The organism is Aliikangiella coralliicola (genome assembly GCF_007004725.1).
GTDB classification, from domain to species: Bacteria; Pseudomonadota; Gammaproteobacteria; order Enterobacterales; family Kangiellaceae; genus Aliikangiella; species Aliikangiella coralliicola.
Genome location: NZ_ML660167.1, coordinates 20,374 through 37,454 on the forward strand (window position 1 = coordinate 20,374; position 17,081 = coordinate 37,454).

The 17,081-nt window shown below is 41.5% G+C and carries 18 protein-coding genes; 5 read left to right on the forward strand and 13 right to left on the reverse strand.

Going from position 1 to position 17,081, the window contains the following annotated elements; translation table 11 throughout:
- Positions 1–175 precede the first annotated feature (175 nt).
- Positions 176–1,615: a M48 family metalloprotease gene (locus tag FLL46_RS17850; RefSeq protein ID WP_142932708.1), complete on the reverse strand. Its 1,440-nt coding sequence runs from the start codon at positions 1,613–1,615 to the stop codon at positions 176–178.
- Between the two features lie 214 nt (positions 1,616–1,829).
- Between FLL46_RS17850 and FLL46_RS17855 the strand changes: the two genes are divergently transcribed.
- Entirely contained in the window at positions 1,830–2,159 is a 330-nt protein-coding gene (locus tag FLL46_RS17855; RefSeq protein ID WP_142932709.1) for a sulfurtransferase TusA family protein, read from the forward strand.
- Between the two features lie 9 nt (positions 2,160–2,168).
- Positions 2,169–3,248 carry an AI-2E family transporter gene (locus tag FLL46_RS17860; protein ID WP_142932710.1) on the forward strand — a complete coding sequence of 360 codons (1,080 nt, stop codon included), beginning with the start codon at positions 2,169–2,171 and terminating at the stop codon, positions 3,246–3,248.
- 181 nt (positions 3,249–3,429) lie between these two features.
- Here FLL46_RS17860 and FLL46_RS17865 read toward each other — a convergent pair whose 3' ends face one another.
- The 5 genes from FLL46_RS17865 to pyk all read right to left on the reverse strand — a co-directional run bounded on the left by FLL46_RS17865 (position 3,430) and on the right by pyk (position 8,128).
- Complete coding sequence (locus FLL46_RS17865; RefSeq protein WP_142932711.1) at positions 3,430–3,633, reverse strand: hypothetical protein; 204 nt, start codon at positions 3,631–3,633, stop codon at positions 3,430–3,432.
- A gap of 315 nt (positions 3,634–3,948) precedes the next feature.
- Positions 3,949–5,364, reverse strand: coding sequence for a PhoH family protein (locus FLL46_RS17870; protein WP_142932712.1), 1,416 nt, complete (start codon positions 5,362–5,364; stop codon positions 3,949–3,951).
- Positions 5,365–5,466: 102 nt separating this feature from the next.
- Positions 5,467–5,925, reverse strand: a complete 459-nt coding sequence (locus FLL46_RS17875; protein WP_210418745.1) for a peroxiredoxin — start codon at positions 5,923–5,925, stop codon at positions 5,467–5,469.
- Between the two features lie 33 nt (positions 5,926–5,958).
- Positions 5,959–6,486 (reverse strand): glycine cleavage system transcriptional repressor, encoded by a 528-nt coding sequence (locus FLL46_RS17880; RefSeq protein WP_142932714.1) that lies wholly within the window; start codon positions 6,484–6,486, stop codon positions 5,959–5,961.
- A 196-nt stretch (positions 6,487–6,682) separates the two neighbouring features.
- Positions 6,683–8,128, reverse strand: a complete 1,446-nt coding sequence (pyk, locus tag FLL46_RS17885; RefSeq protein WP_142932715.1) for a pyruvate kinase — start codon at positions 8,126–8,128, stop codon at positions 6,683–6,685.
- Between the two features lie 232 nt (positions 8,129–8,360).
- Between pyk and htpG the strand changes: the two genes are divergently transcribed.
- Positions 8,361–10,280 (forward strand): molecular chaperone HtpG, encoded by a 1,920-nt coding sequence (gene htpG / locus FLL46_RS17890; RefSeq protein WP_142932716.1) that lies wholly within the window; start codon positions 8,361–8,363, stop codon positions 10,278–10,280.
- Positions 10,281–10,482: 202 nt separating this feature from the next.
- The gene (locus tag FLL46_RS17895; RefSeq protein WP_142932717.1) at positions 10,483–10,911 is read left to right on the forward strand and encodes a hypothetical protein; all 429 of its coding nucleotides are present in this window, start codon (positions 10,483–10,485) and stop codon (positions 10,909–10,911) included.
- A 28-nt stretch (positions 10,912–10,939) separates the two neighbouring features.
- On the opposite strand, the gene FLL46_RS17900 is transcribed toward FLL46_RS17895, so the two are convergent.
- From FLL46_RS17900 to FLL46_RS17925, 7 genes are all read right to left on the reverse strand, one after another.
- Positions 10,940–11,716, reverse strand: a complete 777-nt coding sequence (locus tag FLL46_RS17900; protein ID WP_142932718.1) for an NRDE family protein — start codon at positions 11,714–11,716, stop codon at positions 10,940–10,942.
- Between the two features lie 148 nt (positions 11,717–11,864).
- On the reverse strand, positions 11,865–13,880 hold the full coding sequence (locus tag FLL46_RS17905) for a tetratricopeptide repeat protein (RefSeq protein ID WP_142932719.1): 2,016 nt from the start codon (positions 13,878–13,880) through the stop codon (positions 11,865–11,867).
- A 5-nt stretch (positions 13,881–13,885) separates the two neighbouring features.
- The gene (locus FLL46_RS17910; RefSeq protein WP_142932720.1) at positions 13,886–14,197 is read right to left on the reverse strand and encodes a hypothetical protein; all 312 of its coding nucleotides are present in this window, start codon (positions 14,195–14,197) and stop codon (positions 13,886–13,888) included.
- Positions 14,198–14,244: 47 nt separating this feature from the next.
- Positions 14,245–15,096, reverse strand: coding sequence for an SAM-dependent methyltransferase (locus FLL46_RS17915; RefSeq protein WP_142932721.1), 852 nt, complete (start codon positions 15,094–15,096; stop codon positions 14,245–14,247).
- Between the two features lie 184 nt (positions 15,097–15,280).
- The gene (locus FLL46_RS27055) at positions 15,281–15,439 is read right to left on the reverse strand and encodes a hypothetical protein (RefSeq protein ID WP_168204224.1); all 159 of its coding nucleotides are present in this window, start codon (positions 15,437–15,439) and stop codon (positions 15,281–15,283) included.
- Positions 15,426–15,710: a hypothetical protein gene (locus tag FLL46_RS17920; protein ID WP_142932722.1), complete on the reverse strand. Its 285-nt coding sequence runs from the start codon at positions 15,708–15,710 to the stop codon at positions 15,426–15,428. Before FLL46_RS17920 ends, FLL46_RS27055 begins: the two co-directional genes overlap by 14 nt.
- 20 nt (positions 15,711–15,730) lie before the next feature.
- Entirely contained in the window at positions 15,731–16,231 is a 501-nt protein-coding gene (locus FLL46_RS17925; protein ID WP_142932723.1) for a hypothetical protein, read from the reverse strand.
- A gap of 230 nt (positions 16,232–16,461) precedes the next feature.
- On the opposite strand from FLL46_RS17925, the gene FLL46_RS17930 reads away from it, so the two are divergent.
- A complete protein-coding gene (locus FLL46_RS17930; protein ID WP_142932724.1) occupies positions 16,462–17,052 on the forward strand; it encodes a hypothetical protein in 591 nt (196 codons plus the stop codon).
- Positions 17,053–17,081: the final 29 nt, after the last annotated feature.

A 17,081-nucleotide genomic window follows, 5' to 3' on the forward strand; every position in this document is an offset into this window, starting at 1 on the left:
TCACTCAACTATATCGGAGTTTGAAATGCGGTCTTTAAATTTCGCTTGAGTTGATATTAACGTCATAGTGTTTATACCCAAACAATTTAAAAAATTTTGCCTGGGGTATTGATTCAGCGCTAACTAATTGAGTGGTGGAGTTTCTAACAATTAAACCATCTCATTAGTCGCTGAACTAGTGACGTAGACTGCGCTGTCGAATAAATTCGTTGATGCGGTTTAATTGTGAGTTAAGCCTCGCTCTGGCATAGGGATCTTCAGTATGAACATTCAGCGCTTGTTCAAACTGAATTCTCGCACCAGTTAAATCGCCCATCGCCAGGAGAAAATTTCCTTCGGTTTCGTAAACTTCAGATTGGTGGCCTGAACCTTCTTGAGCTTCGGCTAATAGTTTCAATAAGTAAGGCGCATATTCGGTCATGTGGATATTAGCCAACAGTAACTCACGACCTTTGACGTAATCGCTTTTGGCCAAATATAACTCGGCTAATGTTTCGACTAGTGCCTGGTTGCCCGGAGATTGAACTAATAACGATTCAATTAATTTTATTGAATTGGCTGGAGAATTTCTCTCGATATCAAGTTGCGCTAATGCGATGGCATAGCTAGGTTGTTTGGGGGCCGAAAAACGTAAGCTTTTTAGAATCTTTTCGGCAACGTCGAATTGTTTTGCACGGATCATAAAAACTGCATAGCCGTAGCGCTGTGCGTCTGTTTTAATTTCTCCGTTCTTGTAGCGGGTTTTCGTTTTATCGACAGTAACCGGATTAATTTTCGCTGTGAGCGCCTTGATTTTTTCTTTCATTAAAAGGTAAACCAGTCGTTCATCACGACGTCGACTCGGATATTCTCTGGCTCTCAGTCGGGCATCGGTGATTCTTGAGCGAGACAGTGGATGGGTTCTTAAAAATTCAAAAGCATTAGAGTAGTATCGAGAATTCTCCTGCATTTTCTCAAAAAAACTGATCGCACCTTTGGTGTCAAATCCTGCTTTATATAATGTAGAAATTCCGATTCGATCAGCTTCTGCTTCGTTAGAACGAGTGTGATTTATCATTGCCTGTTGCGCAAGTCCCTGAGCCCCCATCAGTGCGCCCATACCGGTCTGTGAACTCTTACTTTGAGAAGCAATCAAAATGGCAGCGGCAAACGCGGCCAGGGAAGGCAAAGTCAACTGGTTTTGTAGTTCGAGTCTGCGAGCTAAATGGCGTTGGGTAACATGGGCAATTTCATGGGAAAGAACAGATGCCAATTCGCTTTCTGTATCAGATTTAGTAATTAGCCCGGTATGAATGCCAATATAACCGCCGGGTAGAGCAAAAGCGTTAATGGAGTTTTCGCGAACGACAAAAAATGAAAATTGGCGATCCTGCGCGTCAGCGTTATTTTCGACCAGCTTAAATCCAAGATGCTGAATATAATCGTTAATCTCCGCGTCATTGACGATCGGCGCTATCGCTCTTATCTGTCGCATGTAGTCGTCGCCAACCGCTTGTTCTTCAACCAGGCTAAAAACTCTGGAAGAGCTACTGCCGATGTCGGGCAACTCGTTGGCGGCATAAGCTGCGGAAAAGAAGAAACAACTAATAAACGAAAAGATCGCTAATTTATACAATGAATGTTCCTCAAACTTCGAATCTCAAGTTAATCATTGACTATCAAAAGTTATCATCAATGGTTATCTACTATCAGAATTGCTTACCTGCCTGATTTGATAGCGGTACAATCCTATCAATCTGAATTGCTCAGACCGACAAAACTATTGCTTATAGGAACGCTTTGAGTATCATAAGTTCCTTATAACATTATATAAAACCAGTCTAGCACTTATGCCCAATTCAGAAAATAGTGATTTTGATGATAATCGTGAAGAAAAAATTGATGTCGGTCGCAATGACGACAATCAACAGCATTTAGATGATGGCATTGGGGAGAAACATGACTACAATATCGACGCCACCAATATCAATTGCCCCCTCCCATTGTTGAAAATGAAACAGGCGTTGAACCAGGCTAAGGTTGGTGAAGTGTTATTTGTGCGTGTGACCGATCCTGTGTCGGAGCGGGATTTTAAGGCATACCTGAAAATGACCAACCACCAGATGAAAATGAAAATTGAAAATAATGAATATTTATACTGGATCAAAAAAATAGATTAGGGGTATTGAATGACCAAGTTATTTGTACGCTGGTTCAGGAGAAATTTTTCGAATCCTCAATCGGTTATTCTGGCAGTGATATTATTATTTCTGTTTTTGGGGCTTTGGTTAATTGGTCCCATTATTATGCCGCTTCTGGTGGCTGTGGTTATCGCCTATCTTCTTGAGTGGGCTGTTTCGGCTATGCAAAAGTCCGGGTTACCTCGTAACGCCGCTGTGGTACTGGTATTTGTTGGCTTTGTGACGATTAGTCTTACAATTGTTATCGGAATTATACCTTTGGTGGGGCGGCAGTTAGAGTCTCTGTTCAGCGATTTGCCTTCAATGGCGAGTCGTATCAATTCGATGTTAATGGCGTTACCGGAAAAATATCCTGATTATGTTACCAAAGAGCAGTTAGAGGATTTCATTCAGAAGTTAGGTGGTAATTTCGGCAATATCGGCGACGTGCTGGTGTCATTTTCGCTGGCGTCGTTTAAAAATATTGTATCAGTATTGATTTATATGATTCTGGTCCCTTTATTGGTGTTCTTTTTCCTGAAAGACAAAGACAAAATTCTTACCTGGTTTTTACGCTGGTTGCCTGACGAGAGGCAGCTATCAACGCGGGTTTGGCAAGAAGTTGACGGCCAAATCGGTGCTTACGCTCGAGGCAAAGTGGTCGAAATCTTTATCGTTGGCTTAGTTAGCTACATCAGTTTTGTCTTCTTCGGGCTTAACTATGCTTTGTTATTGGGTGTTTTGGTCGGTTTTTCAGTGCTTATTCCCTATATTGGCGCGACTATTGTGACGATTCCAGTCGCCCTGGTGGCGCTCATCCAATGGGGCCCAAATGACACTTTCCTTTATTTGATAATTACCTATTTTATTATTCAGGCGCTTGACGGCAATGTGTTGGTTCCTTTACTTTTTTCTGAGGCGAATAATTTGCACCCGGTCGCAATTATCGCGGCAGTTTTATTCTTTGGTGGAATTTGGGGGTTCTGGGGCGTGTTTTTCGCAATACCACTGGCTACACTGGTGGTTGCGGTATTAGATGCCTGGGATGAAGCGAAGTCAGTGCCGGAAATACAAAGTCAGGCAAGTTAGTTGCCAACCTGGTTTGCAAACCTGGTGAGTGGGAGAAGGGGCTACTCGTGAAATGATAGCCAAACTTCCAGGTCACACCTGGTGTAGATTGACTATTTTGTGATTTATCTGAGCTGCGACCTTGTTAAGGTCTGAAATCTAAAGTTCAGAAATCTAAAATTCTGAAATCTAAACAGCCTAGCTACTTCTCTTCGTCAGTTTTGACTTTTTTTCTGGGGGGATTGACCCAGATTGTCTTAACAGCGTAAGGAGAAGTCATAGACATTCTTTCTACCTGGTCGATTTTTTCGGAGTCTTTAACCCAACGATAGCCAGAATTATTGGTTGCGGCACAGCCTGTAAACATTAAACTTGCGAAAACAATTAAAATCTTGGTCTTTTTCATTCCAAATCTCCCGTATTTTGGTGACTATAAAAACGAGATTACCACTCTCTAAAATTAGGCCATGAAAGACAGGGCGGACAAGTTGAAAAAAGTTGAATCGATGCCTATTTGAAAAATGATATAAAAAAATATTTTTTAATTATAATCGCGCATTAAACTAACTCGCCAACAATTGCATTCTGAAATTAAGTTGTGAGGCATTATTTCTAAGTAAGGTAGTTGGAGGAAAGCACCATTTTCGGAGGAAGAGGAGAAGCGGCCGAGTGTGGTTTAGAGACTCGGCCTAACTTAGCAAGTTGATTAATTGATATTGATTTACAAGTTCTCTGAGGCAAAATCTGCGAGGCGAGATCTTTCTCCTCTAATTAACTTAATATGACCGCCGTATTTCCAATTTTTGAAATGATCCACCACATAACTGATCCCTGAACTGGTTTCCGTTAAATAAGGTGTATCGATTTGCGCGACATTACCGAGGCAGACGACTTTGGTACCTGGCCCTGCGCGGGTTATCAGCGTTTTCATCTGTTTGGGCGTCAGGTTTTGTGCTTCGTCAATAATGACAAATTTATTGATGAAAGTTCGACCGCGCATAAAGTTGAGCGATCTGACTTTTAACCATTTTTGTAAGATGTCCTGTGTGGCCTGTCTTCCCCAGTCGTCGTTTGACTGAGACGGAGAAAGGACTTCAAGGTTATCAGTAAACGCGCCCATCCAGGGATTCATTTTTTCTTCTTCCGTTCCTGGTAAAAAGCCGATATCTTCGCCAACTGGTACAGTCACCCGAGTAACAATAATTTCATTGTACAGCTTACTTTCAATGGTTTGCTCCAGCGCGGCGGCAAGGGCTAACAATGTTTTTCCGGTACCGGCGGGGCCCTGAAGTGTGACAAAATCAATTTCCGGATCCATTAGCAAATTCAGCGCAAAACTTTGCTCGATATTTCTTGCCGTGACTCCCCAGACATCGTTAGCCTGCGAGCTGTGATCCTTAGCGAGTTCTATCGTGGCTTCGTCGCCGTTGGTTTCTCTAACGATAGCAGAAAATTCGGAGCCATCTTCCATGTACACAAACTGGTTAACCACCCAATGTTTTACTAAAGGGCCTGAAATACGGTAGAAGGTTCGACCTTCTTCCTTCCAGGACTTCATTTCTTTGTCATGGGATTCCCAGAAATCATTGGGTAGGACGCTCTGCCCGGTAAAAAGAGATTCGAGGTCGTCCAAAACCTGGTCATTAAAGTAATCTTCAGCGTGAACGCCCAATATTTTGGCTTTGATCCTCAAGTTGATGTCTTTCGAAATCAAAGTAACCAGTTTATCTTTATTATCACGCTGTAGTGTGTGGGCAATACTCACAATCGTATTGTCGACCTTGCTTGTTGCCAGGCCGGTTGGAAAATTTGAAGCGTCGATTTCCGATGTTTGGAAAAATAATAAACCATCAGTTCTTTCTTCCTTCGGCAGGTAAGGGGAGTTGCCTAAGGGTAGTCCTTTATTGATTTCATCTTCGCTAGCCGACTCCATTAATTGATCAAAGTATCGACTCACCTGACGGGCATTACGCGCGACTTCTGACATGCCTTTTTTACCGTTGTCGAGCTCTTCAAGGACAACCATCGGAAGGTAGACGTTATGCTCTGCAAAGCGAAAGATTGATGTGGGGTCATGTAGCAACACGTTAGTGTCTAACACGAATAAACGAGAACCAGAAAACTTAAGTCTTGGCATTATTGATTCCTTATTGAATAAGGTATGTAACAGCGAAGATTAATATCATCGCCTTTTACATTGACCTTTTAACAGAGTTAACAGGACCAGTGTCAGTAAACCCTAAAGCTGTTTAACCGCCTCCAGTACCTCATCAACATGGCCTTTTACTCGAACTTTCCTCCATTCATTAGTTAATTTACCTTTTTTATTGAACAAAAACGTACTTCGTTCAACGCCCATAAACTCTTTACCGTACATTTTTTTTAACTTTATCACTTCAAATGCGTTGCATAATTCTTCGTCTGGATCAGACAGTAGATCAAATGGAAATTCCTGTTTTTCTTTGAAACGCTCGTGAGATTTAATCGAATCTCTGGACACACCGAGAATAATGCAATCAAGTTTTTTGAAAGCTTTAATATTATCTCGAAAATCCTGTCCTTCAGTGGTACAGCCAGGAGTGCTGTCTTTGGGGTAAAAGTAGACAACGACGTTATCGCCTTTTAGTTTTGCCAGGTTAATGGTTTGCTCGCCAGTGGCTGCTAAATCAATATTGGGTAATTTATCGCCAATTTTCATGGGCTGAATAATTCCTTATAAAGTTAGTATAGATTATTGTGCGATGGGTTCCATATTTCCGTCTAAATTGGTTTTAGCACAGAATTTATTAAACCTTTCGCGAATTTCTGAAACGGAACTCCCTGAAGGAATACCGACGGTGAGTTTAATTGATCCAATCATTGCACCTGTCTGCACGGCAGGGTAGGTATTACAACTCATTTCTTGAATTTCGATTTTTTGATCAGCAAAAAAATTGGTTAGATCTTTACTGATCCCAGGGTAATCGAGCGCGATTACTTTGACGCGGTAGGGTAATTCTTTCCTCGGTTCGGTTGGACCGGTTCGTTGCATCATGGTGGTCATTCCCAGTGATGATGCTTTGTTCGGTAGTATATGCTCAAGTTTGGCAAGTGCATTCCATTCGCCTTTAGCCATTAATACTAAACTGAAGGTGTTACCCATGGCTTTCATTTTACTTTCTGTGATGTTGCAACCACAGTCAGTTACTAGTGAGATAATTTCGTGGGCGATTCCCGGGCGGTCGGGTGCAATTGCAGAGATAACGAGCTGGCTTGACATATACTTCCTGGTAGAGTCCTGTGTTTGAACTGATGTTATTTTCCTTGAGTATAAGAGGTTTATCGCCAATAGTGAATAAGATTTGCCAGCCCGCAAAACCTTGAACTGAAATTGCGGACTGAGTGGCTAAAAACTATGCAGAGGTGCTCAAAAAACACTCTGATTTGATTGAAAAACAAACAAGTGTTATTAAAAATTAAACAATTTCGCCAATTTTTAAGATCTTTAAAGCATTAGTTCCGCCAAGGATCCCCATGTGGTCTCCTTTGGTTAATAAAATCAGATCGCCTTCTTTAACGACGCCTCGCTTCATTAATTCATCTGCAGCAAGTCGATTAACATCGTGGCGAGCTAGCACTGTTGGGTCAAAACTGATCGCTTCCACACCTCTAAATAGCGCCATTCTTCGTTTTGTTGATTCAAGACGGGTCAACGCGTAAATAGGCATTCCACTACGAATACGAGACATTAGCAACGGAGTAGAACCTGACTCGGTTAAGCAAACAATCGCTTTAATATCAGGCAGATGGTTGGCGGCGTACATCGAAGCCATTGCGATGGTTTCATCAATATTTTTCCACTGCAGCTCGACTCGATGGCCGGATATTTGCGTCGACTTTTGTTTTTCCGCACCTAGACACACCCGCGACATTGCTTCAACGACTCGAATAGGGTGTTCGCCGGTTGCTGTTTCTGCTGACAACATGACGGCATCGGTTCCATCAAGAACGGCATTGGCGACGTCAAAAACTTCAGCTCGAGTAGGAATGGCATTGGTGATCATCGATTCCATCATTTGGGTGGCGGTGATAACTGCGCGATCCTGGGCGCGAGCGCGTTGAATAATCTTTTTCTGTACACCAATTAATTCAGCATCGCCGATTTCTACCCCAAGATCACCCCTGGCTACCATCACAGCCGCTGATGCTTGAATGATTTCGTCAAGCAAGTTGTCATCGGAGACAGTCTCAGCCCTTTCAATTTTTGCGACCATGCCTGCTTCGGAGCCCGCGGCGCGAGTCAGTTTTTTGGCGAAACGAATATCTTCTGCCGTTCTTGGAAAGGAGACGGCAAGATAATCGACACCAATTTTTGCCGCTGTTTTAATATCTTCCATATCTTTATTTGTCAACGCAGACGCGGAAAGACCGCCGCCTCTTAAATTAATGCCCTTATTATTGGAGATTTCGCCGCCGATAATGACTTCTGTGATGACTTTATTGCCGTCAATGTTTTTGATTTCTAGCTCGATACGCCCATCATCGAGTAAAAGTTCGTCGCCAATTTTGCAATCCTTGGGTAATTCTTTGTAATCAATACCAACCTGATTCTCATCACCGGCAGTTTTATCAAGATCGGCATCCAGGATAAAACTATCACCTTGATTTATAATAACTTTATTGTTCTTGAACTTAGCGATGCGAATTTTGGGGCCTTGCAGGTCACCAAGAATTGCAATGTTCAAGTCGAGATCTGCCGCAACTTTTCGAACCATTTTGGCTCGATTTATGTGGTCATCGGCTGTCCCGTGAGAAAAATTCATTCTTACGACATTGGCGCCAGCCTTAAAAAGGTCGGTTAATGCTTCCTCATTATCGGTAGCCGGGCCTAAGGTAGTAACAATTTTCGTGCGACGTATCAAAGTAAACTCCAAAATACAAAATGGTTGGTGGTATTGAATACCGATTTGATTATTTTTTGTGTCAAGTTAGTCAAGCTGGTTATCTACCTTGGCGATTCAATAGAAGATAATCAAGTAGCAAGGGTAGAATTCTTTTTATTTTTACGAATTTTAACCTTGAAAACCCCTCGATGTAACCCAATAGTTAGGCCAATAGGTAATTTAACTAACAACCAGTCATAGGAACCAAGCAATGTCTGAAACTGTGAACAAAGAAACCCATAGTTTTCAAACCGAGGTTAAGCAGCTCCTTAACCTCATGATCCACTCTTTATATAGTAATAAAGAGATCTTCCTGAGAGAGTTAATCTCGAATGCAGCGGATGCGGCTGATAAGTTGCGTTTTGAAGCACTAAGTCATGACAACTATTTCGAAAATGACAGTGAGCTGAAAATTCGTATTACCGCCGATAAAGAAGAAGGCACTCTTACCATCGCCGATAACGGTATCGGGATGAGTCGCGAAGAAGTTATGAAAAATCTGGGCACGATTGCCCGATCGGGTACTGCTGAGTTTTTAGAAGCGCTTTCAAAAGAGCAAAAGTCTGATAGTAATTTGATTGGCCAATTTGGTGTTGGTTTTTACTCAGCGTTTATTGTTGCCGATAAAGTTGAAGTAAGAACGCGCAGAGCTGGTGAGCAAACTGAAGAAGCCGTTAGCTGGATTTCTGCTGGTGAAGGCGAGTTTACTATCGAGCCGCTTGATAAAGAGTCTCGTGGTACCGAAATCATCCTTCATTTAAAAGAAGAAGAAAAAGAGTTCCTGGAACCTTGGCGTTTACGTTCAATTATAGGCAAGTACTCTGATCATATTTCATTACCTGTTGAAATGGAAAAGGTTGACACAGGTAACATGGGTCAGGAAGAAGAGGAAAAAGAAGAAGACGAAGTTGTCGTTCCTGAGTTTGAAGTGGTCAATAAAGCGACTGCTTTATGGACTCGTGGAAAGTCTGACATTGAAGAAGACGAGTATAAAGAATTCTACAAGCATATTTCCCATGACTTTAATGAGCCATTAGTTTGGTCTCACAATAAAGTTGAAGGTAAACAAGAATACACCAGCCTTTTATATCTTCCTAAAAAAGCGCCGTTTGATTTATGGAATCGCGAAAAGCCACGTGGTGTAAAACTCTACGTACAACGCGTTTTTATTATGGACGATGCTGAACAGTTTCTTCCAGTATATCTGCGTATGGTTCGCGGTGTTCTTGATTCGAACGACCTGCCACTGAATGTTTCCAGAGAAATACTGCAAGACAGTTCGGCAACTCAAACACTGCGTAATGCTTGTGTAAAACGCGTATTGAGCATGTTGGAAAAACTTGCCAAAAGCCAGAAAGAAGATTATCAAGGTTTCTGGGATGAGTTTGGCTCGGTGTTAAAAGAAGGTTTAGCCGAAGACCATAGCAACCGCGAAAAAATTGCCGGCTTAATGCGTTTTGCTTCAACCCATGAAAACACCGATGTACAAAATGTTTCACTCAACGAATACGTCGAGCGAATGAAGCCAGAACAAGACAAGATTTATTACCTGGTGGCGGATAATTTTGCGACTGCTAAGAATAGTCCTCATCTTGAAATTTATCGTAAGAAAGGTATTGAAGTATTATTATTGTCAGATCGTATTGACGAGTGGGCGATGGGTTACCTGACTGAGTTTGGCGATAAAAAACTTCAAGCCGTTACCCATGGTGAACTTGATCTTGGTGGACTTGAAAGTGAAGAAGATAAGCAAGCGGTTGAAAAAGCCACCGAAGAAAATTCAGACTTAATTGAAAAAATGAAAACTTTCCTCGGCGAAAAAGTTGAAGATGTTAAAATTTCAGCTCGTTTAGATGAGTCGCCTGCTTGTGTGGTTTCTAGCGACGGCGGTATGAGCTTGCAAATGGCGCGCATGTTAAAAGCGGCCGGACAACCGGCTCCAGAAGCTAAGCCTGTCTTCGAGATTAATATCGACCATCAACTGGTCAAGCAGTTAGATGCAGATATGCCTCAGGAAGTATTTGAGGACTGGGTCGCTTTGCTATTTGACCAGGCGGTATTAGCTGACAGCGGTCAGCTTGAAGATCCTTCAGCGTTTACACAACGATTAAATCGACTGTTAATGAAGTAATTCGATTTTTTAGTCTGTTGAAAAGGGAGCTTCGGCTCCTTTTTTGTGTTCAGGTAACAAAACGGCTATTGAGGCATCTAATATTTGACCTGAGTTGATTTTGTTAATGTATTGATTCAGCTATATTCCTCTTGGATCAAGGCGCGATAGCAAACTAAATCAACTAAACTAACTGTCACATTCGTTTAAACCGGAAAGTTAAATGAAGCCATCTACAATCGGTAAGCAGATACAACAGAACTTATTAGCACTGATTAGTCTCATCGTTGCGATTTCAGCTTTAAGTTATACCTCCTGGCGTAATGAAATTTCTGAAGATAATCGAAACCATCGAGCTGCTGGATTTGAAATTATGCGAGAAGCTGCTCACTTTCAACTGTTAGTTGACCAGGCGACCTTTTCCGACTCTGCACAATTTGACCCAATTCAAGGTTGGGTTCGCGTTAATTTGATCTTGTCGCTCTCGCGATTAATGTCCGAAGAAATTCAAAATAGAGCTGCTAATTTAAAGTTGGTGTGGTCAGAGAACTGGTCATCAATTATGGAAGATAAAAATTCAAATCGTATGGTCTCTGAGTCAATTAGTCAGTTAGTTACTTCTGTAAGTAAACATCTTGAAAGACTAAAATAAAAGAATAATTAGTTCTACAACGCGTACTTTAGAACTCAAACAAAAAATGACTTTCCTTTTCTACTGTTCCTTCTGGTGTAAAACTGCGCTCAACAAAAGTGAGCTTATTATTCGTGTCTATCAATACCAGGGTGCTGGAGCGTGTGCCGTATTCTTTTCCAGTAATAAAAATAGAAGACAGGCGTTTTTCCCATTCTAATGGGATCCCTGTGTCCGGCAGCAAATTAGTTTCTGGTTTTGATTGATCTTTTAATATTTCGAATAACTGATCGAAGGGAATTTGTTCCGTTGAATCCAGCTTGTCGCTTTTTTCAACTAAGGATTTAAGTTGACAAGTTCCTTTAGCCATCTTGGGCCAAATATCGTCAATGGCACCATTGGAAACAGAATGAAAACCTGAGTCGAGGAAAGTGTGAGTTTGAGTGACACTATTAAAACAATAAAGCGTTTTATGGTTACCATAAATTAAGTTAAATGGATTAAATGTGTGTCCATGTTCGGCCAACCAGGTTTGATTAATGGGAGAATCTGGTTCTAATGCCAGCGTGATCAGATCGCCCCTTGAACGCTTATCTGGATCTTGAGCTTGTCCATTTCTGATATTGGTGACCGCAGCAAATTCCCCTCCATTATTGACCCCAAACCAACTTCCGCCGGCTTGCAAATCTTTGCCGGCCAATAAGTAAGGTCGATCAGGCCAAAAGCTCGCCAGGCGAGTAGGGCGGCTATGAGATTCATCTCTGTTGGCGCAAATAATAAGTGGAAATTGTGGATGTTGTCTAATCGCTGTAAACAAAATACACATCAAATGATCCTGATTTATCGCAATGAATTTGATAATAACTTGAATGGAGTGAAAATGGTTTTAGTTTTGCGAACAAATTTGTTTCAATTGATGTTTATGGCGATGACTTTTATCCTCGACGTATCTTAACGCTAAGTATGTTTTTATCTTAATTATATTCTGCAATTGCTAAGCTAAACGAAAACTCAGTACCCACGCCCAATATTGAATTAACTTCTAAAATGCTGTTATGTAAGTGGAGCAACTCACGGGTGATCGGCAGGCCTAATCCAGAGCCTTCATTGGTGCGAGTAGAACTGCCGTCCACTTGTTCAAAAGGCTCAAAAATATGGAGTAACTCTTCTTCAGGGATCCCAATTCCCTGGTCTTTAATCGTTATTTTAATTTCAGCGTCAACTTTCTTTGCAATAATATAAATGCTGCCTTTGTCACTGAATTTTATTGAATTACCGACTAGATTGAGCAGCACTTGGTTTAATCTTTCAGGATCGGCTGAAACTGGCGGTAGTGCCAGTGGTAGTTGAGTTTTTAGTTCGAGACCTTTTTGTCCAGCGAGTTGAGCCAACAAAGAGTAGACCTGCTCGACAACCGTTTCTAAATCAACCGCAGTCACTTTGAGTTTTAATTTGCCAGCTTGTAATTGTGAGAAGTCAGTAATGTCCTGCACAAGACTCAATAGGCGTTGGCCGCAATTTTCGATAACTTTAATGTAATCTGCATTTTCTTCAGAAAGCCCTTCGTTCGATTCATCGAGTAACACCTGGGTCATACCGATGATGCCGTTGAGCGGCGTACGCAGTTCGTGAGAAGTGTTCGCCATGACCTGGTTTTTGACTTTGTCGAGCTCCTTTAACCGCTCGCTGACTTGCTTATGATCGAGTAATAATTTTCGTTGAGTTCGCCGGTAAAATAGAAAGAAAATAATTGCGGCGGCAAACAGCAAGCTACCGATAACGGCCAGGGAAATAACGCGTTGTTGTTCAATTTTTAATAGTTGCAGCGCATTTTCTGACTGAAGCAAATCAATTTGATGATTCTTCTTTTCGAGATCAAACTTTGCTTGCATCACTGACAACTGGGTATTTGCCCTTGAGTTGATAAAATCTCTCTCGATCATTACTGCTGTTTTATATAATTCGAGTGCCTGAGAGTGCTTACCAAGCTCCTCTAAAATCTGAGATTTCATACGATACCCCAGTTTCTGATTTTCCTTGTCATCAGTTTCAAGTGCTAATTTAATTGATCGGTCTACGTCAGTGAGCGCCAATTCAAAGTCACCTAGTTCAAGCAATGCTCTTGCTTTTAAGTGCAAAGTGTTGGCTTCGCGAAACAGGCGATTGCCTTTTTTCGCAGATATCAGCGTTTGTTCGAATAATTCGATAGCTTCCTTTGGTTTACCTTGTTCTAACAGGCTATAACCCAATCCTCTGGAAACAAGTTCTTGCCCCAACTGGTCATTAGTTTTCTTATAAAGTTCTAAGGCTTTATAGAAGTTTTGAATTGCATTTTCAGGTTCTCCAAGCACTTCATAAGTGTTTGCAAAACCCAAATACATCTTAGCCTGATCTCTGTCTGTTGTTGCAATTTCCCCGGACTGTCGATAAAAATCTAACGCAGCATAGGGTTTTGCAGCATGAAGGTAGGTATTGGCGATATTGTTGAATACTCGGCCGAGAAAAATTTTATTGTTTTGTTGGCGATAGTAAGAAGCCGCTTCCTGATAATGTGATAATGCCTCATCATATACTCCGATAGCTTGAAAAACGTTACCCTGTAACACTTTTGAACGAGCAGTGGCACCTTCGAGTTGGTTGTTTTTTGCATGGACTTCGGCATTCTTGGCACGTTGCATCGCCTCTGTGTAGCGACCAAGAAAATAGAGTGCATAAGAAGACTCATTTAATACTGTCGCTTTTGAAACAGCATCCGGCGATTTCTCGAAATATCTGAGCGCTGTTTCGGCAATATTGACCGCGGTCGCAGGATCATTTCGCGCGTGCTCTTTCACCTGGTTTGCGAACCATTTACCATCAAGGCTATCCGGTTGAACATCACTGGACTGGTTTGAAGAGAAGCTGGGAACTCTCGCCGGGCTTAGCGTGCTAATAAAAACAAAGCTCGCCAGAATTAAGTAGCTGGCGAGCTTGATACTGACTGATTTCATAAATATTAATGACTTCGTCTGAGACCTATTAAGCTCACGTTATTGTCGGTATTAGTCGTGTTCGTATTTTGTCCATTAGTGGCACTTTTTTCCAAATTGCTCCAATCACTAGAAACCGAACTAAGCTTCTTAGCCATCAAGTCTTTGAGCTGACTCTGAGTTAAGGATATGATTTCGTCACTTTCTTTAATGCCCGCCTTGGAAAGTATTTTTTTCCTATTTTCGGCGACTTCTTCAACTGTCTTTCCGCTGTTAAATAATTCTAGCTTAGAAGCATCAGTTGATAAGTCGAGATAAAATTGACTTAATTTATCCATACATATTTCCTCTTTAATTAAGTAGTTAAAAATGTAAATCTCCAGGACTAGTTAATCGCTTTTTCTTTTTCATCTTTTACCGGCTGGTCCCAAGCCGACAAATCTGCTTCGGTTAATCCTAACCATTCGAGCCTTTCTTTGGCAAAGTTCAATTCAGAATATGAAGGAACAACCAGCGTGGTTATTGATTTGACCGAAGCCGCTGGTAAGTCTTCTAACTCAATCCAGTCAATACGTGGGTCAAAACCGGGCAGGGTTGGTGCTTCATACAAACAAACCTTATGATCAGACGGATAGTGCTCCATTAGCAAACGTGTTATCGCTGATAATCCTCGCTTACCAGGTTGTTGTAATTTTAAAGTATGTTCACCAACGAGCCCTATTTGCCATAAAATTAATGCTGCGCCGTTGTCGATATCGCGGGCGGTTAATAAAAATTGGGTTGATTCATAAGCTTGGCAGCCTGTTGTTGCAGGGTCCAGGTTTAAATCAGCGAATAAACACGCGTCAGCAGAAATACCGGGCAACATTTTGACAGAGTAACCTTGTTGCTCCAACCGATCACGGGCAATATGGGTCGAAAGTACGAAAATGCCAGGGTGTCCATAGTAGATCGTGCACACCTTTTTTCCGCTCTGCACCAATTCTTCCATTCTATCGACCATTAAATAATAGGTTTGTAGGCGGGTAGTATCTTCTTTATAAAGTAACCCTAAATTTTCTATATTTGGGTTTAACGCGCGAATTTGTTGTACTGACAGCGCATTTGGCGCAACCACCAGAACGATATCAGCATGCTGAATATGGCTTTGAGTCTCAAGCGTCATATGGCCTGGATGAAGTCCACACCCAGCAATTACCAAGCTTCCCTGTTTGCATTGGCTTTCAGATTTTTCCATTTGTATCAAATCCTTAAGAGGTTTTGTTCGTGTTTTTTATCATATTAGAACAAATAGTTGCTCAGGGCGAAAGTTTTTATGACTATCGTTTTAACTGCGTTTTAGTTAGAGGCACCTAAAAGTGTAAAATCATGCTCGTTAAATAAAGTTAACACCTGACTATAATGCTGTTTTCGAATTCAGATTAGTGAGGTGGACAGGCGGATAGTTGCGGTAGATAAGGAAGGCGAAGCGATAATCTCCAGCGATAACCCAGATGGTAAGCATGTTTGATAGCAACCACAAGTTGATTGAGCGATTCTGGATAAAGGCGATGAGTTCGAGCTAAGTCAAGCTCGAACATCGATTTGACTGCCAACTGTTTCTTCAGCAGTTGTCCTTTCTTCCCTTTCATTCGCCGCCGCCTGTTGTTGTTCTCTTTGTTCGCGCGCTTGAACCTGCTCTTGAGCATTGGTTTCGTTGATCGCTGGTGTCTGATTAGTCACGGTTTCTTCCGTTGGCGTCGCAGCGTTTACCTCTGGCGTTTCTAACTCTTGCTGTTGTTCTTGACGCTGCAGGTTGTTGTTAACTTGTGTGTCTAAGACTGGATTCGAAGTATTAATTGAGATTGGCATTATAAGGTTCCTTAGAAAGCTTAAACTTGAAAGTTGATAAAATTACCAATACTTTGTTGCTGTAATTGGAAGCGTTTACGATTAATTTCTAGCTCTTTTTGCTGTAATTGACTTATTTCTCGTTCAATTTGTTGTTCTTGTTGTTGCAGCGCATCCTGGCGGCTTTGTATATCTTGTTGCTCTGTTGTCAGCTCTCTTAATTGATTGAGAGTGGAATCCTGGGGCGGTGGTGGCTCAAACGATTGTTGATTAATATTATTATCTTGAGCGACTTGGCGATTAATTTCAATAAATGGACTTTCGAGCTGATCATCCTGATTGACTTGTATGACTGGAGCAGGTGTAATTCCCACGTTGCCAACAGTGCTAGCAGATATATTTGCTGAAGTGCTATTTGACGATGGGCTATTTGCAACATTGAGTGTCGCCGATGATAAAGCAGCCGTACTTCCCTGTGAAACACTGGTATCATTCGTTTGAGAGCTAATAAGCTGTCCTGGCGCACTGATTGATATTACCACTGCAATACCTCCTCATACTGATTAGAATTTTAGCAGAATGTCGCAAGAAATTTTACTTGGAACGGAGTAAGCTAAGGAATATTTAGATCCATTAACGCTGGCTATTGTAAGAAATCGGAATAAAGCTAGTGACTTTCAGGCGCAAGAAACCAGGCTAGGAAAATGTGAGTTGTCGGACAATAATAGAAGTGAGTTGAAAGTCCATTTTGAATATCGCTACCGGAGAAGTAATGAAATCAGGTGACAAAAGTTTAATTTTTACCGTCATAGTATTCGGTATTTTTATGTGCGTATTTTTTATTGCAACGGAAACCGATGCAATACGTACTGTTAAAGATTTTTTTAACCAACCAGACTCATCCGCTAAAGCGCATAAGCAAAAAATCACATACTATCAGTGGAGCGAGAAAGGAAAAATGGTTATTGACACTCGTCCTCCTGAAGACGGTGTCGACTATATCAGTTTTGAAGCTGATCGAAAATTAAAGAGTTCTACCAATCATATTGACCACGCGCTTATTGCGAAAGCGGAAAAGTATCGCGAAGGCGTTTTACAAGAAAATAAAAGAGGCTCCAGGGACGATAATCAGACACCGGTTGAAGCGGCTTCTTTTGTTGAAGAATTATTGAGTCAACAGCAAGGCGAGGCTGCTCAATGCGTCGGTCTTGAAAACTGGCTGACTGATATTTCTGGTTCGCTAAAGTTTGATGAAGAAAGAACGAAAGAATTTTGCGAACTATTAGAAAAACGCATGAGCTCTCTTGAACAAATTGGATGTAAACAGACATTAAAGCGGTTTGAATCATCAATTTGTGGGTAAAGCCTGAAGTCATTAAATATCTAACTTAT